The sequence below is a fragment of the Streptomyces zaehneri genome (assembly GCF_032248645.1).
Classification (GTDB): domain Bacteria; phylum Actinomycetota; class Actinomycetes; order Streptomycetales; family Streptomycetaceae; genus Streptomyces; species Streptomyces coriariae.
Map to the genome: position 1 here is coordinate 458,408 of NZ_JASTTJ010000003.1, position 25,151 is coordinate 483,558.

Sequence of the window (25,151 nt, forward strand, 5' to 3'; positions counted from 1 at the left end):
CCCTTCCGTGGCCCGTTCCGTGGCCAGGCCAAGAGACTCGCAAGCGGACGGAGGTCGTGGACAGTCACGCCTGTCACGACATCCCTGTGCGGAACGCACGCGTAAAGACATGTTCGGTCGGTTTCGAGCACGGCCCGCGCCCGCACCCCGGATCGCCCCCAGGGAACAGCCGCAGGGGCTGCGCGGGGGCACCTTTGGCGCTGTAATGGCGGACGTGGTCGATGAGGGTGCCGCGGAGCGCAGAACGGGGCCCCTGCGTGCCGAAATCGCGCTCAAAACGATCACCGCCGATCCCGTCTCGCCCGAACGGGTCAGGCGCACGCTCGAACAGGCACTCGTCTTCGCGGGCGCGGTCCTCGCCGCGGTCTACGCACCCGGCGGGGACGGCGCCCCGCTCCGGCTGGTCGATTCGGCCGGCGTCCCGAGGACGCTGTACGGACTGCGCGAGAGCTACCCGCTCGACGGCCACTCGCCCGCCGCCGAAGCCCACCGCGCCGGGCGGCCGATGTGGCTGGGCCCGGCGGAGCTCGCCGACTGCGCGGAGGCGCGCCGGATGCCCGCCCGCGACGTCCACCTCGCCGTCCTGCCCGTGCACGGCGGCACGGGCGGCTGCCTGATCGCGGTGAGCGAGCGCCCCGACGGCTTCGGCGCCGACGAACGTGCCTGCCTGGAACTCGTCGCCGAAGCCGTCGCCCTCCCCGCCCCGGCCGTCCCCGCCGAGGACGAGGAACTGCGCCCCAACGCCTTCAGCCTGGCCATGGACACCGGCCGGGTCGAGGTCGGCGACGCGCTCCTGGAACTGTTCGGGCTGAGCCGGGACCGGTTCGACGGCCGGGTGGAGACGCTGCTCGGGCTCACCGTCCCCGAGGACCTGCCCTCGCTGATGTCCGTCGTCGAGGCCGGCCACATGTCGATCGGCGAGCGCGAGCTGGAGTTCCGCGTCCTCCAGCCCGCCGGGCCGCCGAGGTGGCTCAGGCTGCGCGGCCGGCTGCTGCCCGCCGACGGCAGGCCGGCGCGGCTCGTCGGCACCGTCACGGACGCCTCCACCCTGGGAGGCGAGGTCACCGACGTCGCCCGCGTCCAGCGGCTGGCCGCCGCGCTCGCCACCGCGGGCACCGTCAGCGACGTCGGCCGGGCCGTCGTCGCCGCACTGCGCAAGCCGCTGCGGGCCGACCGGATCGCGCTCGCCGAGCTGGAGAACGACCGGCTCGTGGTCACCGTCCTCGACCCGCCCGAACCCGAGTCCTGGCCCGACCTGTGGCAGCTGGAGTGGCGCGCCGAGTGGCCCGACGCGCCCGTGCGCGCCATGCCCACCCTCGCCGCCGCCCTGCGCGAGGGCCGCGCCCGGATCTGGCCCGCCGGAACCGCCCTGGAACCGGCCCTCGCCGAGGTCGGCCCCGGCGGCCTCGCCGTCCTGCCGCTGTCCGCCGGGGGACGGATGGCGGGCGTCTGCCTGATCGGCTGGGACGAGCCGCACGACTTCGGCCCCGACGAACGCGCCCTGCTCACCGCCTCCGCCGGCCTCGCGGGCCAGGCCCTGACGCGCGCCCGCGCCTTCGACGCCGAACACGAACTCGTCGGCATGCTCCAGCGCCAGCTGCTCCCGCGCCGCCTGCCGGAACTCCCCGGCGCCGTCGCCGTCGCCCGCTACCTGCCGGCCACCGCGGGCCTCGAGGTGGGCGGCGACTGGTACGACGTGATCCCGCTGTCCGACCACCACGTCGCCCTCGTCATCGGTGACGTCCAGGGACACAGCGCGGGCGCCGCGACCCTCATGGGCCAGATGCGCACGGCGCTGCGCGCCTACGCGGCCGAGGGCCACCCGCCGGACGTCGTGGTCTCCCACTCCAACCGGCTCCTGATGGAGCTGGAGACCGACCTCTTCGCCACCTGCTGCTATGTCGACGTCGACATGGAGGAGGGCACCGCCTGGTGCGTGCGGGCCGGACACCCGCCACCCGTCCTGCGCTACCCGGACGGCTCGACCGACATCGCCGAGACGGACGGCGGCCCGCCCCTCGGCGTGGTGACCCGGGCCGAGTTCCCGATGACCCCGCTGCGCCTGCTGCCCGGCACCGTCATCGCCCTGACCACGGACGGGCTCGTGGAGTCCGCCGACCTGGACATCGACACCGGCCTGGACCGCCTCGCCCACGAACTGGCCGTGTCCGACCCGGCCCACCTGGGCCTCGTCGCCGACGCCCTGCTCGGCAACGCCCACCGCGGCGACGACGTCGCCCTGCTCCTCATGCGCTACGACGGCATGGCCGTCAAACCCCTGCGCGAGGGCTGGACGGTGTGGCGTGTGCCCGAGGCGGCCCGGCAGGCCCGCCGCTTCACCCGGCGCACCCTGCGCACCTGGGGCGTGCCCGCCGAGGCCATGGACACCGCCCTGCTCGTCGTCTCCGAACTGGTGACCAACGCCCTGGTGCACACCGACGGCCGGGTCCGCCTCGACCTCGTCCTGATCGGCCACCGGCTGCGCGTCGCCGTCACCGACGCCTCGCCCCGCACCCCCGTCAAGCCGACCCGTCTGAGCTGGGAGGCCACCGGGGGCCGGGGCATCCTCCTCGTCGAGGCCATGTCCGAGGCCTGGGGGACGGTACCGGTCAGCGGGGGCAAGCAGGTGTGGAGCGAACTGGCGCTGGACCACTGAGCCGCCGCGCGGTCACGTGTCCCGGAGCACGACGCGGTCACGTGTCCCGGAGCACGACGCGGTCACGTGTCCCGGAGCACGGACGGGGTACCCGCCGGCCATGGACACCTTCGCCTCCGCCGTCCTCGCGGCATCCGGAAAGTCCGTGCTGGCCACCGTCGTCTTCATCGGCGTCGGGATTGTTCTGGTCGGCGGTCTGATCTGGGCCTTCCGGCTCGGCATCAAGGTCCGGGCCCGCGAGCCCGCGCCTCCGCAGCCGCACGAACAGCCCCGCAGGCCCGGCTCCGGCCCGGCCCACGAGACGCGCCGCGCCCGCGAGCCCAACGAGATGCCGCGGGCGACGGACGAGAGCGAACGCCTCACCCCGCACGAGCTGCGGCCCACCGGCAGCCGGGACAGCGCCGACCAGCGCCGCCCCCGCTGGAACGAGGGCTCAGGCGGCTCGTTCGGCAGCGGCGGCCAGGGTGCCCCCTGACCCGGGGCGAGAGCCTCATGACCGAGAAGGGTCATCGGGCCGAGAGCCCGGTGACCGAGAAGGGTGATGAACCGTCGTGACCGCGTACGTCCAGGAGAATCCGGCGACCCGCCGGGCCGAGACCGGCTGGGCCAGGGCCCGCCGGCTGCGCCGCACGGCGGCCGCGCCGCGCACCTGCCTGGCGGCCGTCGCCGTCCCCGGGGCGGTCGCCGGGATGCAGTCCGGCCCGGAATGGAACATTGTCAGGGGTGAGGACTGACCGGCAGACGGTCGGCGTGAGCGAATGAATCGGTTGCCGCCGGGCGGCCGGGGCTGGAGTGAGGCTGATGAAGGCTCTCGTGCTGTCCGGCGGGGCCGGGACACGCCTTCGGCCGATCACCCACACCTCCGCCAAGCAACTCGTACCGGTCGCCAACAAGGCCGTGCTCTTCTACGGCCTGGAGTCCATCGCCGCCGCCGGTGTCACCGAGGTCGGTGTGATCGTCGGTGACACCGCGCAGGAGATCCGGGAGGCCGTCGGCGACGGCTCCCGGTTCGGCCTCGACATCACCTACATCCCGCAGGACAGGCCCCTCGGCCTGGCCCACGCGGTGATCGTCGCCCGTGACTTCCTCGGCGAGGACGACTTCGTGATGTACCTCGGCGACAACTTCATCGTCGGCGGCATCACCGACCTCGTCGACGAGTTCCGCAGGACCCGGCCCGACGCCCAGATCCTGCTCACCCGGGTCCCCGACCCCCGTGCCTTCGGCGTCGCCGAGCTCGGCCCCGCGGGACAGGTCGTCGGCCTCGAGGAGAAGCCCGCGCACCCCAAGAGCGACCTCGCCCTGGTCGGCGTGTACCTCTTCACCTCCGCGATCCACGACGCCGTGAGCGCCATCGGGCCGTCCCGGCGCGGCGAACTGGAGATCACCGACGCCGTCCAGCGGCTCATCGACACCGGCGCCAGGGTGCGGTCCACGATCATCAAGGGCTACTGGAAGGACACCGGCAACGTCGTCGACATGCTGGAGGTCAACCGGACCGTGCTGGAGGGCGTCGAGCGCCGGATCGACGGCGAGGTCGACGAGGCCTCCGAGACGGTCGGCCGGGTCGTCGTGGAGGCCGGTGCCCGGGTGGTGAACTCACGTGTGGTCGGGCCCGTCGTGCTCGGCGCGGGCAGCGAGGTCCGCGACTCCTACATCGGCCCCTTCACCTCGGTCGGCGAGAACTGCCGGATCACCGACAGCGAGCTGGAGTTCTCCATCGTGCTGCGCGACTCCTCCATCGACGGGGTGGGCCGCATCGAGAACTCCCTGATCGGCCGGCATGTCGAGGTCACCCCGGCGGCCGGTGTGTCCAGCGCCCACCGGCTGGTTCTCGGCGACCACAGCAAGGTACAGATCCACACATGAACCTCCTCGTCACCGGGGCAGCCGGATTCATCGGCTCCACGTACGTGCGCGGCCTGCTGGCCCGCGACCCCGCCGTGCGCGTCACGGTCCTGGACAAGCTCACCTACGCCGGCAGCCGCACCAACCTGCCCGCCGGGCATCCCCGGCTGGAGTTCGAGCACGGCGACATCTGCGACGCCGACCTCGTCGACAAGCTGACGGCCGCCGCCGACCAGGTCGTCCACTTCGCCGCCGAGTCGCACGTCGACCGGTCCATCGACGGCGCGGGCGCCTTCGTCCGCACCAACGTCCTCGGCACCCAGACGCTGCTGGACGCGGCCCTGCGGCACGGCGTCGGCCCGTTCGTGCACGTCTCCACCGACGAGGTGTACGGCTCCATCGAGACCGGCGCCTGGACCGAGGAGGAGCCGCTGCGCCCCAACTCCCCGTACGCCGCCTCGAAGGCCTCCTCCGACCTGATCGCCCTCTCCTACCACCGCACCCACGGCCTGGACGTCCGCGTCACCCGCTGCTCCAACAACTACGGCCCGTACCAGTTCCCCGAGAAGCTGATCCCGCTCTTCGTCACGAACCTCCTGGACGGCGAGCAGGTCCCCCTCTACGGCGACGGACGCAACGTCCGCGACTGGCTGCACGTCGAGGACCACTGCGAGGCCGTCGACCTCGTCCGTACCAAGGGCCGCCCCGGCGAGGTCCACAACATCGGCGGCGGCACCCAGCTGAGCAACCGTGAGCTGACCGGTCTGCTCCTCGACGCCTGCGGTGCCGACTGGGACCGGGTCCGGCACGTCGAGGACCGCAAGGGCCACGACCTGCGCTACTGCGTGGACTGGACGAAGGCCCGCACCGAGCTCGGCTACCGGCCCCGCCACGACTTCGCCACCTCTCTCGCCGAGACCGTCGCCTGGTACCGGGAGCACCGCGACTGGTGGGAACCCCTCAAACGCACCGCGCGGATGCCATGAGATGGCTGGTCACCGGCGCGGGCGGCATGCTCGGCCGGGACACGGTGGAGGAACTGGCCCGGCGCGGCGAGGACGTGACCGGCCTCGACCGCACCGGCCTGGACATCACCCGGCCCGGATCCGTGGCCCGGGCGTTCGCCGCGTACCGGCCCGACCTGGTGGTCAACTGCGCGGCCTACACGGCCGTCGACGACGCCGAGGCCGACGAGGCCCGCGCTCTGCTGGTCAACGCCGAGGGACCCCGGCTGCTGGCCGCCGCCTGCGCCGCGCACGGCGCCCGCCTGGTCCACGTCTCCACCGACTACGTCTTCGACGGCGAGGCCCGCGCGCCCTACCGGGAAGACGGTCCGCCGGCCCCCCGCACCGCCTACGGCCGCACCAAGCTGGCCGGCGAGCGGGCCGTCCGCACCGTGCTCCCCGACGCCGGCGTGATCGTGCGCACCGCCTGGCTCTACGGCGTCCACGGCCGCAGTTTCGTGCGCACCATGCTGGAGCTGGAGGCCCGCCGCGACACCGTCGACGTCGTCGACGACCAGCGCGGCCAGCCCACCTGGAGCGCGGACGTCGCCGCCCGTGTCGCCGACCTGGGGCCGAAGGCCGGCCGCGGCGCGACGGGCGTCTTCCACGCCACCGCGGCCGGCGAGGCCACCTGGTACGACCTGGCCCGGGAGGTGTTCCGCTCGGTCGGCGCCGATCCGGACCGGGTGCGCCCCACCACCGGCGACGCCTTTCCCCGGCCCGCGCCCCGGCCGGCCTACAGCGTCCTCGCGCACGGCCGGTGGCAGGAGGTGGGTCTGTCGCCGCCACGCGACTGGCGCGCCGCCCTGGGGCAGGCACTTCCCCTGATCCGCAAGGCGTCCTTCGACACGGTGTCCCCCAAGGAGTCCCTTCGTGAAACGCCATGAGTTCCTGCGGGAACTGCACAAGGCCACCGCCAACCGCAACTACCTGGAGATCGGCGTCAACGACGGCCGCAGCCTGCGGCTGTCCCGGGTGCCGAGCATCGCGGTCGACCCCGCGTTCAAGGTGACCTCGGAGATCCGCTGCGACGTCCACCTGGTGAAGGCGACCAGCGACGACTTCTTCGCGCGCCGCGACCCCCTCGCCCACCTCAAGGGCGGCCGCCACCCGCTGCGCAACCTCGCCCGCGCCCGCCACCCCCTCGGGCACTGGCGCCGCACCACCCTCGACCTGTCCTTCATCGACGGCATGCACCTGTTCGAGTACGCGCTGCGCGACTTCGTCAACGTCGAGCGGCACTCCGACTGGTCGAGCGTGATCGTCCTCGACGACATGCTGCCCCGCGGTGTCGAGGAGGCCGCCCGCGACCGGCACACCACCGCCTGGACCGGTGACGTCTACAAGATCGTCGAGATCCTGTCCCGCTACCGCCCCGACCTGGTGGCCGTCCCCGTCGACACCCAGCCGACCGGACAGCTCGTCGTCTTCGGCGCCGACCCCCGCAACCCGGTGCTGCGCGAGAAGTACCACGAGATCATCGCCGAGTTCGACGTCCCCGACCCGCAGAAGGTCCCCGAGGCGGTCCTGGAACGGGTGCGCGCGGTGCGACCCGAGGCCCTGCTGCGGGCGGGCTTCTGGAAGCCCCTCGTACGGGCCCGCAACCGCGGTCTCGACCGCTCCCGGGGCTGGGAACCGCTGCGCGGAGCGCTGGAGCGGGTGACCGTCGGCCGATGACGGTCGGCCGGTGACCCTCAGCCGCTGACCCTCAGTTCCCGGTAGCGGGCCCGGCAGGAGGCGTACGACGGCAGCAGCCCCGACGCCTCTGCCCGGGCCAGCGACGGCGCCCGCGCGTCCTTCGGCGACAGCACCGGCTCCACGCCCCGCGGCCAGTCGATGCCCAGGGCCGGGTCGAGCGGGTGCACCCCGTGCTCGCGTTCGGGCGCGTATCCGGTCGAGCAGAGGTAGACCACGGTGGCCTCGTCGGTGAGGGCCAGGAAGGCGTGGCCGAGGCCCTCGGCGAGGAACACCGCGTGCCGGGTGTCGTCGTCCAGCCGGACCGCCTCCCACCGCCCGAACCGGGGGGAGCCCACCCGCAGGTCGACCACCACGTCGAGCACCGCCCCGCGGACACAGGTGACGTACTTGGCCTGCCCCGGCGGCACGTCCGAGAAGTGCACCCCGCGCAGCACGCCCCGGCGGGAGACGGAGCAGTTGGCCTGGGCGATCCCCAGGTCGTAGCCGGTGGCCTCGCGGAACTCCGGCGTCCGGTACCACTCGTGGAAGCTGCCCCGCCCGTCCGGGAAGACCTTGGGTTCCAGCACCCAGGCCCCCTCGATGTCCAGTGGCCGCATGTCGTCACCTCCTGCGGGGCGTGATGCTCTGGAGTGCCCGGTACAGCGCCCGTCGCACCCTGCGGGCCAGCCGTCGGGCACCGGCCGGCTGGGGCGCCGGTACCACGAGGACGCCGTCCGGCGCGACGTGCAGGGCGAAGGGCAGCGGGTGGAAGCGCGCCCCCTCCGCATCCGGCGTGAGGCAGACCGTCGTCAGCCAGGTCCTGCCCAGCAGATCACCGACCGGCAGGACGGCCGCCAGCCGGCCGCCCGGCGAGAGCGTCCCGAAGACCTCGCGCGAGCCGCCGGACCTCGCCCCCGTCAGCCGCAGCAGCACGTCGGCGGCCTCGGGCACGTGCAGCGGCAGGACCACATGGAGGCGGTCCTCCGCGACGGCGACGTCCTCGGCCGCCACGCGGCCCAGGCCCAGCCGGCGGCCCGCGTGCCCGACGTCCAGCGCCAGGCTCGCGTACCGGTCGGTCCAGTACGGCAGGACCACGCGCCCCGCGACCACCCCGGCGGGCGGGACGGGACGGCCGTGCCGGGGCGCCGGGCCCAGCCGCAGCTCCTTCGTCCAGCCGCCCAGGCCGACGCGCACGAACACGTCCCAGAGCCCCTCACCCGCCGGCCCGCCGCTGAGCGCGGTGGCGGGATCGATGGTGGCGGTCGCCCGCAGGACGAGCCGCACCTGGCTGCCGTCGCCGGCCGGGACCGTCTCGCGGACCACCTCCACCGGCTGGAAGTACTGCGCCGAGCTGGCCCGCTCCCGGAGCAGCAGGTCGGGCGCGGCCCGGTCGAACCGGCCCACGGTGTCGGTGCCCAGCCACCGGACCGCCTCGGCCACGTCGTGCGGCGGCCACTGCGGGGAACCCCCGGCGGACGGGAAGGTCATCGGCCCGCCGTCGTGCGTCAGCTCGGCGGCGAAGGCGATCCGCAGCACGCCGCCCTGCCAGGTGACGTCCTCCGGGTCGACGGCGAGCGCGACGCCCGACTCCCACTCCGCGAAGGCGACGACGTCGTCGTAGCGGCCGTCGGCGGCCAGCGCGGCGACGACCCGCTGGGTGGGCTGGAGCGGGGCCGCCACACCCGGCCCGAACCGCTCGACGACGACCCCGTGGATCTCCTCGAACAGCTCCCTGCGGTAGTCCTCGGGCAGGCCGAGGAAGCGGGTGCCGCGCAGCCGCTCGACCATCTCCACGCGCAGCCACCGCCGGAACAGCCTGTCGCGCAGCGGACCCGGCTCGGTGTACCGCTCGACGACGTCCAGGGCCTCCCGGAGGTTCTTGAAGTACCCCACCGGGTCGAACCGCTGGAAGCCCGCGTTCGCGGCGTCGTCGCGCCTGACGTGGTAGTAGCAGACGTAGTCGCCGAGCACCGAGACGTTGTCCGCGCGCAGATAGGCCTCGGTGACGAAGACGTGGTCCTCCAGCCGGCGCCGCCCCTCGGGAAAGCGCAGGCCGGTGCGGTCCAGGAACGCCCGGCGGAACATCTTGTGCGGGGTGAGGCTGTCGATGAGGGGTGCGTTCTCTACGGTGGCGTGCGGGCGGTTGGTGCGGAACAGCTCCACCGGCACCGAGCGCCCCTTGCCGGCCATCTTGCCCACGACGACGTCGGCGTCGTTCGCGACCCCGTAGGCGTACATCCGCTCCAGGGCCTCGTCGCCGAGGTGGTCGTCGTCGTCGACGAACATCACGTACTCGCCCCGGGAGACGTCGATGCCGACGTTGCGGGGCTTGCCCGCCCAGCCGGAGTTCTCCTGGTGGACGACCCGGATCCGGGGGTCCTCGGCGGCGGCCGCGTCGAGGAGCGCGGGGGTGGCGTCGGTGGAGCCGTCGTCGACGAAGATCACCTCGTACTCGTCCGGCGGGAGGGACTGCCTCAGCAGCGAGGCGAGACAGTCCTCGATGTAGGGACCGGGGTTGTAGACGGGGACGATGACGCTGACCTTGACCGGCATCGGGCTCCTGGCCCCCTTGCTGGATCGCTCTGCCGTGCGCGGGACGGAGGGTGCGCGTGGCCCGATGCTAACCCCGGCGCCGACGCGCCACCTGTCCTGATTGGTCCGAGTAGGGGACTTTGTAGTCTGGCGCCGTGCGCCTGCTGATGATGTCCGACACCCACCTGCCCAAGCGCGCCAAGGCGCTGCCCGCCCCGCTGCTCGACGAGCTCCCGCTCGCGGACGTGGTGATCCACGCCGGGGACTGGGTCGACACGGAAACCCTCGACCTGCTGGAGCGCCGCAGCCGCCGGGTCGTCGGCGTGTACGGCAACAACGACGGGCCCGACCTGCGCGCCCGGCTGCCCGAGGTCGCCTTCGCCGAACTGGGCGGACTGCGCTTCGGGGTCGTCCACGAGACGGGTCCCGCCCAGGGCCGGGAGGCCCGCTGCGCCGCCCGCTTCCCCGACCTGGACGTGCTGGTCTTCGGCCACAGCCACATCCCCTGGGACACCACGGCCCCCGGCGGACCCCGCCTGCTCAACCCGGGTTCCCCGACCGACCGACGGCGTCAGCCGCACTGCACCTACCTGACCGCCACCGCGGCCGAAGGACGGCTCACGGACCTCGTCCTGCACCGGCTGCCACCGCGCCGATGACACAGAACCGGGCCGCGCCCGGCCGAGAGGGTCGGGGGCGGCCCGGAACTTGCGAGTGTGCGTTGCTTCAACGGACCTCCTCTTCGCGAGACGAAGGACGGCGGACATGCATGCCTGTCCGTTATGGGCGGGTACCCGGTTCGCGCGCGCCTCACACCTCCTCGCGGAAATCCGGGACGGAGGGCCGGCGGCCCGCCTCACCTCGCGCGGTGGACGGCCCCGGCCGTCGCGGTCAGCGGAGCCCCGCTGCCGCCCCAGCGCAGCGCGACGATCTCGGCGGCCACCGACACCGCCACCTCCTCGGGGGTACGGGCCCCGAGGTCCAGCCCGACCGGTGAGCGCAGCCGGGCCAGCTCGGCGTCCGTGAGGCCGGCCTCGACCAGTCGCGCCCGGCGTTCGTCGTGGGTGCGGCGGCTGCCCATCGCCCCGATGTACGCGGCCGGGCGGCGCAGCGCGACCTCCAGCAGCGGCACGTCGAACTTCGGGTCGTGGGTCAGCACGCAGAGGGCCGTGCGGCCGTCGGTGTCCGTGTCGCGCAGATACCGGTGCGGCCACTCCACCACCACCTCGACGCCCGGCGGGAAGCGCTTCGGGGTGGCGAAGACCGGCCGGGCGTCGCACACCGTGACCCGGTAGCCCAGGAAGTCGCCGATCCGGGCCACGGCGGCCGCGTAGTCGATCGCGCCGAACACCAGCATGCGCGGCGGCGGCGCGAAGGAGTGCAGGAAGACCGCGACGGCGTCCTCCCGGCGCCGGCCGCGCGGTCCGTAGTGCCGGACACCGGTGACGCCCAGGGCGAGCTCGCCGCGCGCGTCGGACGTGACGGCCGCGTCCAGACCCTCCGTGCCCAGCGTGCCGGAGGCCCGGTCCGGCCAGACGGCGAGGGTGGCCCCGCGTGGCGCGGGGCCGTCGGTCACCGTGGCCACCGTCACCGGCTCGCCCGCGGCGACCGACTCCGCGACGGCGCCGAACGACGGGTCGAGGCCGGGCGTGACGGGACGGACGAGCAGTGTGATCTCGCCGCCGCAGGTCAGCCCCACGGCGAAGGCGTCCGCGTCGCTGTAGCCGAAGGTCTCCAGCCGGGCCGCCCCGTCGGCGACGACCTCCCGGGCCAGCTCGAACACCGCGCCTTCCACGCAGCCCCCGGACACACTGCCCACGACCTCGTCGTCCGGCCCCACCGCCATCGCCGCGCCCGGATCGCGAGGCGTGCTGCGGCTGACGGCGACCACGGTGGCGAGCCCGAACGGCGCACCGGCCGCGTACCACCCGTTCAGCACCGGGAGAATCTCGCGCACGATCGGTTTCCTTCCGGCCGCGACGGCCGAATCGGCCGTTTCCCCTGAACGGTAGTCCGCGGCCGTGTCGCCCGCCGGTCCGCGCCGCGCGGGACACCTGGTGAACCGGCGGAGCCGGTTGCCAACTGGGTTGACGGGGAATGAACTTACTCGCGGGTCAGAAGGTATTGACGGTGTCCGGAAATCACCGGACTGTAGTGGACATGCCGAATATTCGGGCACGTCTGCTCGCTGTTCTGGTCGTCCTCTGCGGACTCTGTGGCTTCCTGACGGTGGCGGGCTCCCCGACCGCCGGCGCGGCCACGCTCCCCGACTCCCTCTCCTTCGACGGCACGGCGCTCACCGTGTCGGGCGGCCGCTTCCTCGACGCGAACGGCCGCGAGGTCGTACTGCGCGGCTACAACGTCTCCGGCGAGACCAAGCTCGCGGAGAACAAGGGCCTGCCCTTCGCCTCCGTCGCCGACGCCAAGAAGTCCGCCACGGCCCTGCGCGCCCTCGGCGGCGGCAACTCCGTCCGCTTCCTGCTCTCCTGGGCCTACGCCGAACCGGTGCGCGGCCAGGTCGACACCACCTATCTGGCCGCCGCCACCGCACAGATGGGCGCCTTCCTGGACGCGGGCATCCGGGTCTACCCCGACTTCCACCAGGACCTCTACTCCCGCTACCTGTTCAACTCGGGCAGCTGGTACACCGGCGACGGCGCCCCCGCGTGGGCGGTGGCACTCGGCGGCTACCCCGCCGAATCCTGCGGCATCTGCTTCCTCTGGGGGCAGAACATCACCCAGAACGGCGCGGTGAAGGCCGCCCAGTACGACTTCTGGCACAACAACCACGGCCTGCAGGACTTCTTCCTGGCCACCGCCCAGAAGACCATGGCGTACCTCAAGGTGAATCTCACCACCGAGCAGTTCAACGGCGTCCTGGGCTTCGACCCCTGCAACGAGCCCTACGCCGGTACCTACGACTCCGGCCAGAACAGCCGCACCTGGGAACGCGACCTGCTGTGGCCCTTCTACGTGAGGTTCCGGGCCCGGATGGACGCGGCCGGCTGGACCGACAAGCCCGCCCTCGTCGAGCCGAACCTCTTCTGGAACGGCAACGTCAGCAAGGAGGAGGGCGGGCTCCTGGACGCGGGCACGCTCGGCTCCCGCTATGTCTTCAACACCCACTTCTACGACCAGAAGGCCATCTCCGGCGTGCTGATGTGGGGCAACGCGGAGGACGGCCAGTACGTGACCGACTTCGGCACGGTCCGCGACCGGGCGTCGGCGGCCGGGACGACGGCGATCGTCAGCGAGTTCGGCCATCCCCTGAACGGCACGACCGCCGGCAAGGCGCCGACCGTCCTGAAGGCGATGTACCAGGCGCTCGACTCCCGGGTGAAGGGCTCCGGCTGGTGGACCACCCCGGCGACCTCGGGTCCGGTCCTGTCCGGTTCGCAGTGGCAGTGGGACATCTACAACGGCCGTCACCACGAGCTGATGAACGCCAACGCCGACAAGGTGCTCACGACCGGTGACGCCTGGAACGACGAGGACCTCTCCGCCGTACGCCTGGACGACAGCGGCACGGCGACCCTCCGCCAGGACGCCCGGCTGCTCGACCGGATCTACCCGAGCGCCACCTCCGGCACCACCGTCGCCTTCACCTACGAGGACCGCTCCCGCGACGGCTCCACCACCCTCACCTGGAATCCGGTCCCCAGCTCCCTGCCCAGCACGAAGCAGCTCGTCGGCTCCGGCCAGTACGGGCTGCTGGTGTGGCGTTCGAACGGCGGCACGGCCCCCACCGACCTGCACCTGCCGGCCTCCTTCCCGACCGCCACGACGACCGTCGTCTCCGACCTCGGCACGGTGTACGCCCCGCCGCCGTACACGACGACCACGAAGATCGCCGCGGCCGCCGAACCGGGCGGCACGGGCAGCCGCCGCCTGCTGCTCAGCGCGCCGGACTCGGGCACCGTGCACTACGCCCTGGTCACCAACGGGGCGACCGCACCGTCCGCGACCCTGCTGGCCGCCGCCCGCACGGAGCTGTCGGCGTGGGTGACCCAGAAGGTGGGGTAGCCCCCACCGGACGCGGCAGCACGGCAGCACGGCAGCAGGGGTGGGTGGCGGTCACCGCCACCCACCCCTGCTGTCCGAGAAGCCGTCAGCCGGAGTTCGTTCCGGTCCAGTTCGCCGCGACATGGCCGATCCGGACCCGCTGCGGATGGTCGCCCACCGGCACCGACACGACCTTCTGCCCGGTGGCGAAGTCGATCGCCGTGACCTGGTCGGCGCCGCTCTCGGAGATGACGCAGCTCCTGCCGTCGCCGCTTACCGTGGCCCAGTAGGGCTTGGAGGCGGTGACCAGCGGGCCCTCCTGGAGGGTCGCGCGGTCGACGACCGTCGCGTAGTCGTCCATCGTGCCCGCCACGCACAGCTTGCCGCCGTCCGGGCTCATCGAGATGCCGTGGTGGCGCGAGTCGTTGACGAAGGTGGTGCGGTCGTCGCTGGTCGCCGGGTTCTTCGGCAGGGTCTTCGTCCGGGTGATGCGGTCCGTGGCGAGGTCGTACTCGAAGAAGCCGTTGAAGAACGAGACCTGGAAGTACAGCTTGGACTCGTCCGGTGAGAAGACCGCCGGACGCACCGCGTCCGAGTAGTCCGTGAGGCCGATCGCGTCCAGTCGCTGCCGCATGTCGATGACCCTGACCTGCTGGTACGTGGTCGCGTCCACGACGGTGATGCGCCGGTCGCCCTTCGTGAAGTCCTGCCACGGGGCGTCCTGCGAGGTGTTCACGTCACCGATCGACATGTTGTAGATGTACTTGCCGTCCTTGGTGAAGATGTTCTCGTGCGGCTTGTCGCCGGTCTTGAACGAGCCCAGCTGCCTGCCGGTGCCGATGTCCAGGACGTGCACGGTGTTCGAGATCGACGCGGAGACCGCGACCCGCTTGCCGTCGGGCGAGACGGCCATGTGGTCGGAGCGGTAACCGGACACCGGGAAGCGCCAGTTGATGTTCCCCGTGGCCAGGTCGATGGAGACGACGTCGGCGAAGCTGGGCCGGGAGACGACCACCGAGGCGCCGTCCGGCGTGGTGTACATGTCGTCGACGAACTGGTCGTGGCCCTCGCCGACCCCGTTGCGGATGGCCATGAAGTAGATCCACTTGATCGGGTCGGCGTTGATCTCCGCCATCCGGGCGGCCTTGTCGGGGATCACGTTGATACGGCCGACCTTGGCGAAGTCACCGCTGGACTTGATGACGTCCGCGGTGCCCTCCCAGTTGTTGCCGACGAAGAGCACCTCGCGCAGTGCGGCGGCGGTCGGGGCGTCGGAGACGGCTGTGGCGGCCGTGGCGGGGGCGGTGACGGTCAGGACGAGGGCGGCGGCTACGGAGCAAAGGTGCCTGGATCTGAAGGCAGGCATGGCTGCTCTCTCCTCTTGGGGTGGAGGTGTGGGGGCAGGGCGGAACAGGGCCGCCCAATCTGAACACAGAGGCATTCAGACTTTACTTACTGGAAAGTAAGGAAGGGGGGCCCTTCGCCACAAGACTTCGTGCACGACAAAATCGGCGGCGGGGGAGCACGGAACGACGAGGGAGGGCCAGTGACGGGCAGGCTCAGGGCGCCGACCGGCCGTTACGGCGGCAAGACCGCCGAGCAGCGGCAGGCCGAGCGGCGCGGGAGATTCCTGGCGGCGGCGTTGCGGCTGTTCGGGGACGTTCCCGGCTACCGCGGCACCACGGTCGCGTCGCTCAGCGAGACGGCCGGTCTGTCGACCCGACAGTTCTACGAGGAGTTCCGCACCCTCGAGGACGTCCTGGCCGCACTGCACCTCCAGGTCAACGACTGGGCCGAGGAGGCGGTCCTGGCCGCCTTCGCCGCCGCCCGGGACATGCCGCTCCTGGACCGGGTCACCGCGATCTTCCGCGCCTACGCGGCCGACGTGACCTCCGACCCGTGTCGCATCCGGATCACCTTCGTGGAGATCGTCGGGGTCAGCCCCCGGCTGGAGGAACAGCGACTGGCCCGCCGCGCCCGCTGGGTCGACCTCATCTGCGCCGAGGCGTCGGCGGCCGCCGCCCGCGGCGAGGCGGCACCCCGCGACTACCGCCTCGCGGCGACGGCCTTCATCGGCAGTGTCAACGGCCTCCTCCACGACTGGAGCGCCGGCTGGGTGGACGCGACCCTGGACGAGGTGGTCGACGAACTGGTGCGCCAACTACTGGGGATCCTGCGGCCGCCGGGGTGGACGCCCGAGCCGTCCTAACCGCTCCCGCCCCGGGCGCCCCGGCCTTGGCCGCTTTCGCCCCGGCCGCTCCCGCCCCGACCACTCCTGCCTTGGCCGCTTCAGCCACGGCCGCTTCCGCCCGGCCGGCCGGGCGGGCCGGGTGACAGCCGCCCCACGGCCTCCACCACCCGTCCCACCCCGTCCTCCGCGCGTACCCGGGTCCCCAGCTCCCCGGCCCGCTCGCGGAAGCCGGGCTCCCGGGTGACCCGCAGGAGCGCGGCGGTCAGGGTCTCGGCCGTCAGGCGGCGCAGTGGCACCGAGCGCGGCGCCACACCGAGGTGGACCAGGCGGTCGGCCCAGAAGGTCTCGTCGAACTGGATCGGCACCGGTACGGCGGGGACCCCGGCCCTTACGCCCGCCGCCGTCGTCCCCGCCCCGCAGTGGTGGACCACCGCGGCCGTCTCCGGGAACAGCAGCGAGTGCGGGACGTCGTCGACGGTCAGCATGTCGTCGCCGTCGGCCGCGAGGCCCGCCCAGCCGCGCTGGATCACCCCGCGCAGCCCCGCCCGCCGCAGTGCCCGGACGATCTCGGCGCTCAGCCGCCGCGGGTCGGGCACGGTCGCGCTGCCCAGCCCGACGAAGACCGGCGGCGGCCCGGCGTCGAGGAACTCCCGCAGGGCGGGCGGGAGTCGGGTGTCCCGGTCGTACGGCCACCAGTACCCGGTGACGTCCAGCTCCGCCCGCCAGTCGCGGGGCCGGGGCACCACCAGCGGGCTGAAGCCGTGCAGGACCGGCCAGCCGTGCCGGGCCCGGCCGCGCAGACCGGTGCCGGGGCGGCGTACGGCGGGCAGCCCCAGCCGGGCCCGTACCGCCGGCACGACCGGCGCGAAGATCTGCTCGACGGCCACTCCGACCCCGTGCCCGGCGAGCCGGTTGCCGACCGTGCCCCATGAGCCGCCGCCCAGCATCGGCGGCGCGAACTCCCTGGTGGGGGCGACGGGTTGGAGGTAGAGGCCGAGGCTCGGCAGGGACAGTCCCGCGGCGATGGTGTGCCCCAGTGGCGCCACCGAGGCGGACAGCAGCAGGACGTCGCTCGCGTGCGCGGCGGTCAGGAGGTCGTCGGTCATCCGCCCCACCAGTGACCGCGCCATCCGGGCCACCCGCAGCAGCTTGCCCGGACCGGTGGTGCTGCGGTGCAGCCCCCGGCCCCGCTCGGACTCCAGCTCCGCCCGCGGATCCACCGGCAGCGCGTGGAAGCCCACCCCCGAGCCGGCCACCAACGGCGCGAACCGCGCGTGGGTGACCAGGGTGACCTCGTGTCCCGCCCGTACCAGCCCCTGGCCGAGCCCGGTGAAGGGGGCCACGTCACCCCGGGAGCCCGCTGTCATGATCGCCACTCGCACGACGGACAGTATGGGTCCGGGGTGCGTGGTCCGGGGTGAACGACCCTGCGAAAGTGGCCACTTCGTCGTTGAGACCGGTCACATCACTTCTGTCGCAGCCGTTGACTTCACTCTCCGGCGGCTCTACTTTCGGCGCGCAACGCGTTCGGTTCACCGACCCATGTTCGATATTTCGAAGCTTGGAGCCGCCCGTATGTTTCCCCCACCCCCCGCGCACCCGGTCCGGCGCCGGAGATCCGCCGCCGCCCGGGTGCTCGCCCTGCTGCTGACGGTGACCGCCGCCCTGGTGTTCGCCCAGCCCGGCCCGGCCCAGGCCGCGACCTCGCGGCAGATCGCCGTGCCCACCGCCCCGATGGGCTGGGCCTCCTGGAACAGCTTCGCCGCGAAGATCGACTACAACGTCATCAAACAGCAGGTCGACGCGTTCGTCGCCGCGGGCCTGCCGGCGGCCGGATACAAGTACATCAACATCGACGAGGGCTGGTGGCAGGGCACCCGCGACAGCGGGGGCAACATCACCGTCGACGAGTCCGAGTGGCCCGGCGGCATGAGCGCCATCGCCGACTACATCCACGGCAAGGGCCTCAAGGCCGGCATCTACACGGACGCCGGCAAGGACGGCTGCGGCTACTACTACCCGACCGGCCGGCCCGCCGCCCCGGGCAGCGGCAGCGAGGGCCACTACGACCAGGACATGCTCCAGTTCTCGCAGTGGGGCTTCGACTTCGTGAAGGTCGACTGGTGCGGCGGCGACGCCGAGGGCCTCGACGCGGCGACGGCGTACACCGCGATCAGCGGCGCCGTCACGAAGGCGACGGCCGCCACCGGCCGCCCGCTCACCCTCTCCATCTGCAACTGGGGCTACCAGAACACCTGGAACTGGGCCCCCGGCCTCGCCCCGATGTTCCGGACCAGCACCGACATCATCTACTACGGCAACAACCCGTCGATGACGAACCTGCTGTCCAACTTCGACCAGGGCCTGCACCCCACCTCCCAGCACACCGGCTACTACAACGACCCGGACATGCTGATGGTCGGCATGACCGGCTTCACCGCGGCCCAGAACCGCACCCACATGAACCTGTGGGCGGTCTCCGGCGCCCCGCTCCTCGCCGGCAACGACCTGACCACGATGACCACGGAGACGGCGAACATCCTCAAGAACCCCGAGGTCATCGCCGTCGACCAGGACGCACGCGGCCTCCAGGGCGTCAAGGTCGCCGAGGACACCTCCGGGGCGCAGGTGTACGGCAAGGTCCTCGCGGGCAGCGGCAAGCGGGCCGTCGTCCTGCTCAACCGCACCTCCGCGGCCCAGAACATCACCGTCCGCTGGTCCGACCTGGGTCTGACCAACGCCTCCGCCACCGTCCGTGACCTGTGGGCCCGCGCCGACGTCGGCTCGTACGCCACGAGTTACACGGCGAGCGTCCCGGCGGGCGGCTCGGTGATGCTCACCGTCACCGGCGGCACGGAGGCGTCGGGCAGCACGTACACCGGCACGTCGAGCTTCTCCGGTGTGGTCGCCGGGAACACCGGCCTGAAGGTGGTCGACGTCGCCTACACCAACACGGCGTCCACCGCCCGTACCGCGACGCTGAAGGTCAACGGCCAGACCGCGACGACGGTCTCCTTCCCGCCGACGGGGTCCGCGCAGGGCACCGTCTCCCTCCAGGTGTCCCTGTCGAAGGGCTCGTCCAACACGCTCGCCTTCACCGGCGCCCCGACCCTCGCCGACATCACGGTCAAGCCCCTCGCCGGCGCGAACGGCACCCTCGTCGTCGGCAAACAGTCCGGCCGCTGCCTGGACCTGTACAACAGCACGATCACCAACGGCACCCAGGCCGAGCTGTGGGACTGCAACGGCGGCTCCAACCAGGCCTGGACGTACACCTCCCGCAAGGAACTCGTGGTGTACGGGAACAAGTGCCTGGACGCCTACAACCTGGGCACCACCAACGGCACCAAGGTCGTCATCTGGGACTGCAACGGCCAGAACAACCAGAAGTGGAACGTCAACAGCGACGGCACCCTCACCAACGTCAACGCGGGGCTGTGCCTCGACGCCAACGGGGCGGGCACGGCCAACCGCACCCCGATCGTGCTCTGGACCTGCGGCACCGCCGACAACCAGAAGTGGACGCTGACCTGACCCAGCGGACCGGGGCCCCGACCCACGGACCGGGGCCCCGCCCCCGGGCGGAGGCGTCCGAGCGCCGGTGTCGGGGAACCGGCCGGGCGTTTCCCGTGTCTGTCGACATGCCGGACCAGTCGACGTGCGGGACCAGGGGGGACCATGTCGGACACCAGCGAGGCCGAGCCGGTCAGGGGCGGGGGCGGGGGCGGGCGCGTCCGGCGCGCGGTGTTCCGCCTCGTCATGGCTGTCCTGATCCTGCTGCTCGCCGGCCGCACCTACCAGGAGACGGCCGTGGCGCTCGCCCGGTCGGACGGATCCCTGCACACCGCCGAGGCGAGCGTGACGGAGCTGACCTCGCACACGGTGTCCGGACACGCGGGCGGCGGCCAGGACGGCGGCAACGGCGCGTACTTCACCCACACCGAGTACACCGTCCGCCTCGCCCTGGGCGAAGGGCGCAAGCGGGTCGACAGGGTCGCGGACCAGGTCGGGCAGGACCTCTGGGAGGGCAAGCGGGTCGTGCTCGGCCTGTGGCACGGCCGGGTCGTGGAGATCGACGGCCAGGACGTCTGGCCCGGCTGGCACTTCGGGACGCTGGACGTGACGCTGATCGTCACGACCCCGCTGACGACTGCCTATCTGATCTCGCTCGCCGTGTCCGCCGCCGCCTTCCTGGCGGCCCGGACGGGCCGGGTCCGGGCGAGCCGCGACGACCGCTTCGGGCCGTGCGCGCTCGGGGCCGCCGTCGGCATGGCGGCGCTGCTCGCGCTCCTCGTCGAAGCGGTCTTCGGGAACGTCCTCGCGTACTGGCCCGCCGTTCCCGTCTGCGCCGGCACGGCGGTGGCACTGGCGAGGCTGGGCGCGGTGATCCGGCGCCTCGGGCGGATCGCCGCCGCCGAGGACACTTCGGCCGGCACGGGGAGCGCGTCCGCGCCGGCCTGAGGCCGGCTGTCCCGCGGCGGGTCGGCGCGTGTCCGCCCCCGTACCGCCCGCACCGAGAAGGTCCAGGTCAGCCGGGAGTCGACCTGGACCCCTGCGGTCTTCCTTCCTACTCGTCCCATGCCTGGATCATGGTCTGCTCGACGATCTTGCCGTCCCGCAACGTGATCATCGACTCGGCGAGGACGCGCACGCCGTCCGAGTACCGACACGACTCGCTGTAGGCGGCACGGTCGCCCTGGACGATGCACTCCTCGAGCTTGTGGGTCATGTCCCGGCTGTAGACGTCCTCGAGCATCCGGCCGATCTCGTCCCGGCCGTGCAGCACTTTGGGCTGGCTGGGCTGGGAGTTGTGGTCGATGACGCGTATCTCCGCGTCGTCGGCGTAGAGCGACAGCAAAGCCGTCGCGGTGTTGCCCTCCACGCCTCTGCGCAGGGTCTCGGTGTCGAAAGCGGAGCCTGCCGCGGTGCCCATGGTGACCTCCTCCGAGGGCCGCGGCCGAGGGGAGGTCGGGCCGCCCGACCCTCACCTTCGAGGCTCCTCCGGCAGGCCGGGCTCGGCAAGCGCAGCCGGTCACCTCCGCCTGTCGGGTGAGCGCCGCCGCCCACCCGTGTCCGCGAGGGCACCGGTGGCGTTGCTGTAGGCATGATCTCCACTCGACGCATCGCCGCTCTCGCCGCTCTCGCCGCCGGGGTCACGGGCCTCGCGGCGCCCATGGCGAGCGCGGCCGAAGCCCCGGCCACCGGCCGAATCAACCCGATGACCGCGCTGGACTCGCTCGCCACGAGCCAGATTCCCGCGCAACACCGGGCCGACCTTCCGCCGGTCTCCCGGCAGCTGGGCGAGCTCAACAAGGTCGGCCAGCTCGAGAAGCTGAACGAGCTGCACCAGGTCACCGACCTCGTCGCGCCCGTCACCGGGCTGCTGCCCGCTGTCGGCTGAGCCTCTCAGCTCGCCCCGTGGGGGCCGTCCGGACGACCGGGCGGCCCCCACTCGCGTGCGGGCCCGCTCACTCGACCGTCGCCAGGAACTGCGTGGCCGCCAGTTCCGCGTAGAGCGGGTCTGCCGCCACCAGCTCACGGTGCGTCCCCACCGCGCGGACCCGGCCCGCGTCCATGACCACGATCCGGTCGGCCATGGTGACCGTCGACAACCGGTGCGCGACGACGAGGACGGTGGTGGTCCGGGCGACATCGGCGACGGTGTCGCGCAGCGCCGCCTCGTTCACCGCGTCCAACTGGGAGGTCGCCTCGTCCAGCAGGAGCAGCCTCGGGCGGCGCAGCAGTGCGCGGGCGATGGCCACCCGCTGCCGCTCGCCGCCGGACAGCTTCGTCCCGCGATGCCCGACCAGGGTGTCCAGCCCCTGCGGCAGCCGGTCGACCAGGCCCTCCAGCCGGGTCGTCTTCAGCACGCCCCGCACGGCGTCCTCGTCCGCCGACGGGTTCCCCAGCAGCAGGTTGTCGCGCAGCGAGCCCGACAGCACCGGGGCGTCCTGCTCGACGTAGCCGATGCGGGAGCGCAGCCGGGACAGGTCCCAGTGCGCGAGGTCGCGTCCGTCGAGGGCGATCGTGCCGGACTCCGGGTCGTAGAACCGCTCGATGAGCGAGAACACCGTGGTCTTGCCCGCGCCCGAAGGGCCGACGAACGCGGTCATGCCCCGGGCCGGCACGCTGAACGTCACCCCGTGGTGGACGTACGGCAGGTCGTCGGCGTACCGGAACCGGACGTCGGTGAAGTCCAGCGAGGCCGGTTCGGCGGCGGGCGAGGGCAGCGGCTCGGGCCGGGACGCCGGCTCGGCGGGCAGCCGCAGGGCCTCCTGGATGCGGCTCAGGGCCGCCGAACCCGTCTGGTACTGGGTGATCGCGCCGACGACCTGCTGGATCGGGGACATGAGGTAGAAGACGTACAGCAGGAACGCCACCAGCGTGCCGATCTGGATGGCGCCCGTCGCGACCCGCGCCCCGCCCACCGCGAGGACGGTGATGAAGGCCGTCTGCATCGCCAGGCCTGCCGTGTTGCCCGCGGCCGCCGACCACTTGGCGGCCCGCACGCTCTGCCGCCAGGACTCCTCGGCCGCCGCGTGCAGCGTCTCCTCCTCGCGGTGCTCGGCGCCCGACGCCTTCACCGTGCGCAGGGCGCCCAGCACCCGCTCCAGCGAGGCGCCCATCACGCCGACCGCGTCCTGCGCCCGGCGGCTCGCCCGGTTGATCCGCGGCACGATCACGCCCAGGACCGTCCCCGCACAGGCGATCACGGCCAGCGTGACCCCCAGCAGCACCGGGTCCACCAGACCCATCATCACGACCGTGGCGGCCAGGGTGAGCCCGCCGGTGCCGAGGCCCACCAGCGAGTCGGTGGTCACCTCGCGCAGCAGCGTCGTGTCGGAGGTGATCCGGGCCATGAGATCGCCGGGCTCGCTTTGGTCGACCGCCGTGATCCGCAGCCGCAGCAGATACGAGGAGAGTGCCCGCCGCGCGCCGAGCACCACCGACTCGGCGGTGCGCCGCAGCACGAACGAACCCAGCGCGCCCACCGCCGAGTTGGCGACGACCAGTGCCGTGAGCGCGAGCAACGCGCCGGATATCGAACGGTCCTGGCCCAGATCGTCGATCAACTTCCTTGCCACCAGGGGCAGGAGCAGCCCGGTGGCGCCGGTGACGAGGGACAGCGCCGCACCCGCCAGCAGGGACCGGCGGTGTGGCCGTACGTAGTCGAGCAACAGTCGCCACGGGGGCCGCTCGCCGGCGGTCTCTGCGATGGTCACGGGGCTCCTCGGGAGGTCGGGTCAGGCCTCAGGTTACGTCGGCCGCAGCGCGGTGCGGCCGGGAAGGACGTGTTCAGGGCGGGCGTCGGCCCTGCCGCCCGTGCCCTTACCGATCAGTCACGCGTAGGGTCGGCAGCGGGACGGACGACCGCCTACGAAAGGGGCAGCACCATGCCGCAGGAAGTGCGCGCAGTGATCGCGCCGGGGAAGAACGAGCCGGTACGGGTGGAGACGATCGTGATCCCCGACCCCGGTCCCGGCGAGGCCGTGGTGCAGGTGCAGGCCTGTGGGGTCTGCCATACCGACCTGCACTACAAGCAGGGCGGGATCAACGACGAGTTCCCCTTCCTGCTCGGTCATGAGGCGGCGGGTGTGGTGGAGTCGGTCGGCGAGGGCGTCACCGACGTCGCTCCCGGCGACTTCGTGATCCTGAACTGGCGTGCGGTGTGCGGGCAGTGCCGGGCGTGTCTGCGCGGCAGGCCCTGGTACTGCTTCGACACCCACAACGCCAAGCAGCGGATGACCCTGACCGACGGCACCGAGCTCTCCCCGGCGCTGGGCATCGGGGCGTTCGCGGAGAAGACCCTGGTGGCGGCCGGGCAGTGCACGAAGGTCGACGCGTCGGTGTCGGCCGCGGTGGCGGGGCTCCTGGGCTGCGGGGTGATGGCCGGTATCGGCGCGGCGATCAACACCGGCAACGTGGGCCGCGGCGACACGGTCGCCGTGATCGGCTGCGGCGGTGTCGGCGACGCGGCGATCGCCGGGTCGAACCTGGCCGGCGCGGCGAAGATCATCGCCGTCGACATCGACGACCGCAAACTCGAGACGGCCCGCAAGATGGGCGCCACGCACACGGTCAACTCCAAGGAGACCGACCCCGTCGAGGCGATCCGCGAGCTGACCGGCGGCTTCGGCGCGGACGTGGTGATCGAGGCCGTCGGCCGTCCGGAGACCTACAAGCAGGCCTTCTACGGCCGTGACCTCGCCGGCACGGTCGTCCTGGTCGGCGTACCGACGCCGGAGATGAAGCTCGAGCTGCCCCTGCTGGACGTCTTCGGGCGCGGCGGGGCACTGAAGTCGTCCTGGTACGGCGACTGTCTGCCCTCCCGTGACTTCCCCATGCTGATCGACCTGCATCTGCAGGGCCGCCTGGACCTGGGGGCGTTCGTGACCGAGACCATCCGACTCGACGAGGTGGAGCAGGCGTTCGAGCGGATGCACCACGGAGACGTCCTTCGCTCGGTGGTGGTGCTGTGATGGCCGCGCGCATCGAACGCCTCGTCACCTCGGGCCGGTTCAGCCTGGACGGCGGCACCTGGGACGTCGACAACAACGTGTGGATCGTCGGCGACGACCACGAGGCGATCGTCATCGACGCCGCGCACGACGCCGACGCCATCCTGGCCGCCGTGGGCGACCGCCGGCTGACGGCCATCGTCTGCACCCACGCCCACAACGACCACATCGACGCCGCGCCCGCCCTCGCCGACGCGACCGGCGCCACGATCTGGCTGCACCCCGACGACCTGCCGCTGTGGAAGCTCACCCACCCGGACCGCGAGCCCGACGCCCACCTGGCCGACGGCCAGGTCATCGAGGCCGCCGGCACCGACCTCACCGTCCTGCACACCCCCGGGCACGCGCCCGGCGCGGTCTGCCTCCACGACCCCGGCCTCGGGGTGCTCTTCACCGGCGACACCCTCTTCCAGGGCGGACCGGGCGCCACCGGTCGCTCCTACTCCCACTTCCCGACGATCATCAACTCCATCAGGGACCGGCTGCTCGCCCTGCCGCCCGAGACGAAGGTGCTGACCGGTCACGGGGACACGACGACCATCGGCGCGGAGGCCCCCCATCTGCAGGAGTGGATCGCCCGCGGGCACTGAGAGCCACCGCGGCCCGCGCCCGACCGGGTGACCCGGCGCGGAAAAGCCGACAGGAGATGTCCGGCTTCCGCGCGATCCTCGTTCACGCCATCGATCCTCGATGACGACACCGACGGAACACGCGCAGGAGGT

Annotated in this window: 22 protein-coding genes; 15 read left to right on the forward strand and 7 right to left on the reverse strand. The window is 72.6% G+C overall.

The window, feature by feature from the left end:
* The first annotated feature begins 205 nt into the window (after nt 1–205).
* The 7 genes from QQM72_RS07745 (at nt 206) to QQM72_RS07775 (ending at nt 7,185) form a co-directional block, all read left to right on the forward strand.
* Nucleotides 206–2,656 carry a SpoIIE family protein phosphatase gene (locus QQM72_RS07745; RefSeq protein WP_314220027.1) on the forward strand — a complete coding sequence of 817 codons (2,451 nt, stop codon included), beginning with the start codon at nt 206–208 and terminating at the stop codon, nt 2,654–2,656.
* Between the two features lie 100 nt (nt 2,657–2,756).
* Nucleotides 2,757–3,131 carry a DUF6479 family protein gene (locus tag QQM72_RS07750; protein ID WP_314220028.1) on the forward strand — a complete coding sequence of 125 codons (375 nt, stop codon included), beginning with the start codon at nt 2,757–2,759 and terminating at the stop codon, nt 3,129–3,131.
* Nucleotides 3,132–3,207: 76 nt separating this feature from the next.
* Nucleotides 3,208–3,390, forward strand: a complete 183-nt coding sequence (locus QQM72_RS07755) for a hypothetical protein (protein ID WP_314220029.1) — start codon at nt 3,208–3,210, stop codon at nt 3,388–3,390.
* 67 nt (nt 3,391–3,457) lie between these two features.
* Nucleotides 3,458–4,525 (forward strand): glucose-1-phosphate thymidylyltransferase, encoded by a 1,068-nt coding sequence (locus QQM72_RS07760; RefSeq protein ID WP_314220030.1) that lies wholly within the window; start codon nt 3,458–3,460, stop codon nt 4,523–4,525.
* Nucleotides 4,522–5,490: a dTDP-glucose 4,6-dehydratase gene (gene rfbB, locus QQM72_RS07765; RefSeq protein ID WP_314220031.1), complete on the forward strand. Its 969-nt coding sequence runs from the start codon at nt 4,522–4,524 to the stop codon at nt 5,488–5,490. The genes QQM72_RS07760 and rfbB overlap by 4 nt, the downstream gene beginning before the upstream one ends.
* Nucleotides 5,487–6,395, forward strand: coding sequence for a dTDP-4-dehydrorhamnose reductase (rfbD, locus tag QQM72_RS07770; RefSeq protein WP_314220032.1), 909 nt, complete (start codon nt 5,487–5,489; stop codon nt 6,393–6,395). The genes rfbB and rfbD overlap by 4 nt, the downstream gene beginning before the upstream one ends.
* On the forward strand, nt 6,382–7,185 hold the full coding sequence (locus tag QQM72_RS07775) for a class I SAM-dependent methyltransferase (RefSeq protein WP_314220033.1): 804 nt from the start codon (nt 6,382–6,384) through the stop codon (nt 7,183–7,185). Before rfbD ends, QQM72_RS07775 begins: the two co-directional genes overlap by 14 nt.
* Nucleotides 7,186–7,202: 17 nt before the next feature.
* Here the strand turns inward: QQM72_RS07775 and rfbC are convergent, their stop codons facing one another.
* Nucleotides 7,203–7,802 (reverse strand): dTDP-4-dehydrorhamnose 3,5-epimerase, encoded by a 600-nt coding sequence (gene rfbC / locus QQM72_RS07780; RefSeq protein WP_314220034.1) that lies wholly within the window; start codon nt 7,800–7,802, stop codon nt 7,203–7,205.
* A gap of 4 nt (nt 7,803–7,806) precedes the next feature.
* Nucleotides 7,807–9,738, reverse strand: a complete 1,932-nt coding sequence (locus QQM72_RS07785; protein WP_314220035.1) for a glycosyltransferase family 2 protein — start codon at nt 9,736–9,738, stop codon at nt 7,807–7,809.
* Between the two features lie 134 nt (nt 9,739–9,872).
* Between QQM72_RS07785 and QQM72_RS07790 the strand changes: the two genes are divergently transcribed.
* Nucleotides 9,873–10,376, forward strand: coding sequence for a metallophosphoesterase family protein (locus QQM72_RS07790; protein ID WP_314220036.1), 504 nt, complete (start codon nt 9,873–9,875; stop codon nt 10,374–10,376).
* A gap of 197 nt (nt 10,377–10,573) precedes the next feature.
* On the opposite strand, the gene QQM72_RS07795 is transcribed toward QQM72_RS07790, so the two are convergent.
* Nucleotides 10,574–11,674 carry an XdhC/CoxI family protein gene (locus QQM72_RS07795; RefSeq protein WP_314220037.1) on the reverse strand — a complete coding sequence of 367 codons (1,101 nt, stop codon included), beginning with the start codon at nt 11,672–11,674 and terminating at the stop codon, nt 10,574–10,576.
* A gap of 203 nt (nt 11,675–11,877) precedes the next feature.
* Here QQM72_RS07795 and QQM72_RS07800 point away from each other — a divergent pair, with 203 nt between their 5' ends.
* Complete coding sequence (locus tag QQM72_RS07800) at nt 11,878–13,740, forward strand: glycoside hydrolase family 5 protein (RefSeq protein ID WP_314220038.1); 1,863 nt, start codon at nt 11,878–11,880, stop codon at nt 13,738–13,740.
* Between the two features lie 85 nt (nt 13,741–13,825).
* Here QQM72_RS07800 and QQM72_RS07805 read toward each other — a convergent pair whose 3' ends face one another.
* Nucleotides 13,826–15,085: a YncE family protein gene (locus tag QQM72_RS07805; protein WP_314220039.1), complete on the reverse strand. Its 1,260-nt coding sequence runs from the start codon at nt 15,083–15,085 to the stop codon at nt 13,826–13,828.
* Nucleotides 15,086–15,265: 180 nt separating this feature from the next.
* Between QQM72_RS07805 and QQM72_RS07810 the strand changes: the two genes are divergently transcribed.
* Nucleotides 15,266–15,928, forward strand: coding sequence for a TetR/AcrR family transcriptional regulator (locus tag QQM72_RS07810; protein WP_314220040.1), 663 nt, complete (start codon nt 15,266–15,268; stop codon nt 15,926–15,928).
* An 80-nt stretch (nt 15,929–16,008) separates the two neighbouring features.
* On the opposite strand, the gene QQM72_RS07815 is transcribed toward QQM72_RS07810, so the two are convergent.
* A complete protein-coding gene (locus tag QQM72_RS07815) occupies nt 16,009–17,277 on the reverse strand; it encodes a glycosyltransferase (protein ID WP_314220154.1) in 1,269 nt (422 codons plus the stop codon).
* A gap of 208 nt (nt 17,278–17,485) precedes the next feature.
* Between QQM72_RS07815 and QQM72_RS07820 the strand changes: the two genes are divergently transcribed.
* A complete protein-coding gene (locus tag QQM72_RS07820; protein WP_314220041.1) occupies nt 17,486–19,444 on the forward strand; it encodes a ricin-type beta-trefoil lectin domain protein in 1,959 nt (652 codons plus the stop codon).
* 144 nt (nt 19,445–19,588) lie between these two features.
* Entirely contained in the window at nt 19,589–20,371 is a 783-nt protein-coding gene (locus tag QQM72_RS07825; protein WP_314220042.1) for a hypothetical protein, read from the forward strand.
* Nucleotides 20,372–20,477: 106 nt separating this feature from the next.
* Here the strand turns inward: QQM72_RS07825 and QQM72_RS07830 are convergent, their stop codons facing one another.
* Complete coding sequence (locus QQM72_RS07830) at nt 20,478–20,843, reverse strand: nuclear transport factor 2 family protein (protein ID WP_314220043.1); 366 nt, start codon at nt 20,841–20,843, stop codon at nt 20,478–20,480.
* A gap of 171 nt (nt 20,844–21,014) precedes the next feature.
* Here QQM72_RS07830 and QQM72_RS07835 point away from each other — a divergent pair, with 171 nt between their 5' ends.
* On the forward strand, nt 21,015–21,311 hold the full coding sequence (locus QQM72_RS07835) for a hypothetical protein (RefSeq protein WP_314220044.1): 297 nt from the start codon (nt 21,015–21,017) through the stop codon (nt 21,309–21,311).
* 67 nt (nt 21,312–21,378) lie between these two features.
* Here the strand turns inward: QQM72_RS07835 and QQM72_RS07840 are convergent, their stop codons facing one another.
* Nucleotides 21,379–23,133: an ABC transporter ATP-binding protein gene (locus QQM72_RS07840; RefSeq protein ID WP_314220045.1), complete on the reverse strand. Its 1,755-nt coding sequence runs from the start codon at nt 23,131–23,133 to the stop codon at nt 21,379–21,381.
* 171 nt (nt 23,134–23,304) lie between these two features.
* On the opposite strand from QQM72_RS07840, the gene QQM72_RS07845 reads away from it, so the two are divergent.
* Together QQM72_RS07845 and QQM72_RS07850 are read left to right on the forward strand one after the other, a co-directional pair.
* Nucleotides 23,305–24,390 carry an S-(hydroxymethyl)mycothiol dehydrogenase gene (locus tag QQM72_RS07845; protein WP_142267472.1) on the forward strand — a complete coding sequence of 362 codons (1,086 nt, stop codon included), beginning with the start codon at nt 23,305–23,307 and terminating at the stop codon, nt 24,388–24,390.
* Nucleotides 24,390–25,019, forward strand: coding sequence for an MBL fold metallo-hydrolase (locus QQM72_RS07850; RefSeq protein ID WP_314220046.1), 630 nt, complete (start codon nt 24,390–24,392; stop codon nt 25,017–25,019). Before QQM72_RS07845 ends, QQM72_RS07850 begins: the two co-directional genes overlap by 1 nt.
* Nucleotides 25,020–25,151 lie beyond the last annotated feature (132 nt).

Excerpts from the sequence above, each read along its gene's own strand:
- QQM72_RS07785 (WP_314220035.1), bottom strand. The coding sequence starts at position 9,738 with ATGCCGGTCAAGGTCAGCGTCATCGTCCCCGTCTACAACCCCGGTCCC.
- rfbB (WP_314220031.1), top strand. The coding sequence starts at position 4,522 with ATGAACCTCCTCGTCACCGGGGCAGCCGGATTCATCGGCTCCACGTAC.
- QQM72_RS07800 (WP_314220038.1), top strand. The coding sequence starts at position 11,878 with ATGCCGAATATTCGGGCACGTCTGCTCGCTGTTCTGGTCGTCCTCTGC.
- QQM72_RS07815 (WP_314220154.1), bottom strand. The coding sequence starts at position 17,277 with ATGACAGCGGGCTCCCGGGGTGACGTGGCCCCCTTCACCGGGCTCGGC.
- QQM72_RS07805 (WP_314220039.1), bottom strand. The coding sequence starts at position 15,085 with ATGCCTGCCTTCAGATCCAGGCACCTTTGCTCCGTAGCCGCCGCCCTC.
- rfbD (WP_314220032.1), top strand. The coding sequence starts at position 5,487 with ATGAGATGGCTGGTCACCGGCGCGGGCGGCATGCTCGGCCGGGACACG.
- QQM72_RS07750 (WP_314220028.1), top strand. The coding sequence starts at position 2,757 with ATGGACACCTTCGCCTCCGCCGTCCTCGCGGCATCCGGAAAGTCCGTG.
- QQM72_RS07835 (WP_314220044.1), top strand. The coding sequence starts at position 21,015 with ATGATCTCCACTCGACGCATCGCCGCTCTCGCCGCTCTCGCCGCCGGG.
- QQM72_RS07845 (WP_142267472.1), top strand. The coding sequence starts at position 23,305 with ATGCCGCAGGAAGTGCGCGCAGTGATCGCGCCGGGGAAGAACGAGCCG.
- QQM72_RS07850 (WP_314220046.1), top strand. The coding sequence starts at position 24,390 with ATGGCCGCGCGCATCGAACGCCTCGTCACCTCGGGCCGGTTCAGCCTG.
- QQM72_RS07830 (WP_314220043.1), bottom strand. The coding sequence starts at position 20,843 with ATGGGCACCGCGGCAGGCTCCGCTTTCGACACCGAGACCCTGCGCAGA.
- QQM72_RS07745 (WP_314220027.1), top strand. The coding sequence starts at position 206 with ATGGCGGACGTGGTCGATGAGGGTGCCGCGGAGCGCAGAACGGGGCCC.
- rfbC (WP_314220034.1), bottom strand. The coding sequence starts at position 7,802 with ATGCGGCCACTGGACATCGAGGGGGCCTGGGTGCTGGAACCCAAGGTC.
- QQM72_RS07760 (WP_314220030.1), top strand. The coding sequence starts at position 3,458 with ATGAAGGCTCTCGTGCTGTCCGGCGGGGCCGGGACACGCCTTCGGCCG.
- QQM72_RS07825 (WP_314220042.1), top strand. The coding sequence starts at position 19,589 with ATGTCGGACACCAGCGAGGCCGAGCCGGTCAGGGGCGGGGGCGGGGGC.
- QQM72_RS07820 (WP_314220041.1), top strand. The coding sequence starts at position 17,486 with ATGTTTCCCCCACCCCCCGCGCACCCGGTCCGGCGCCGGAGATCCGCC.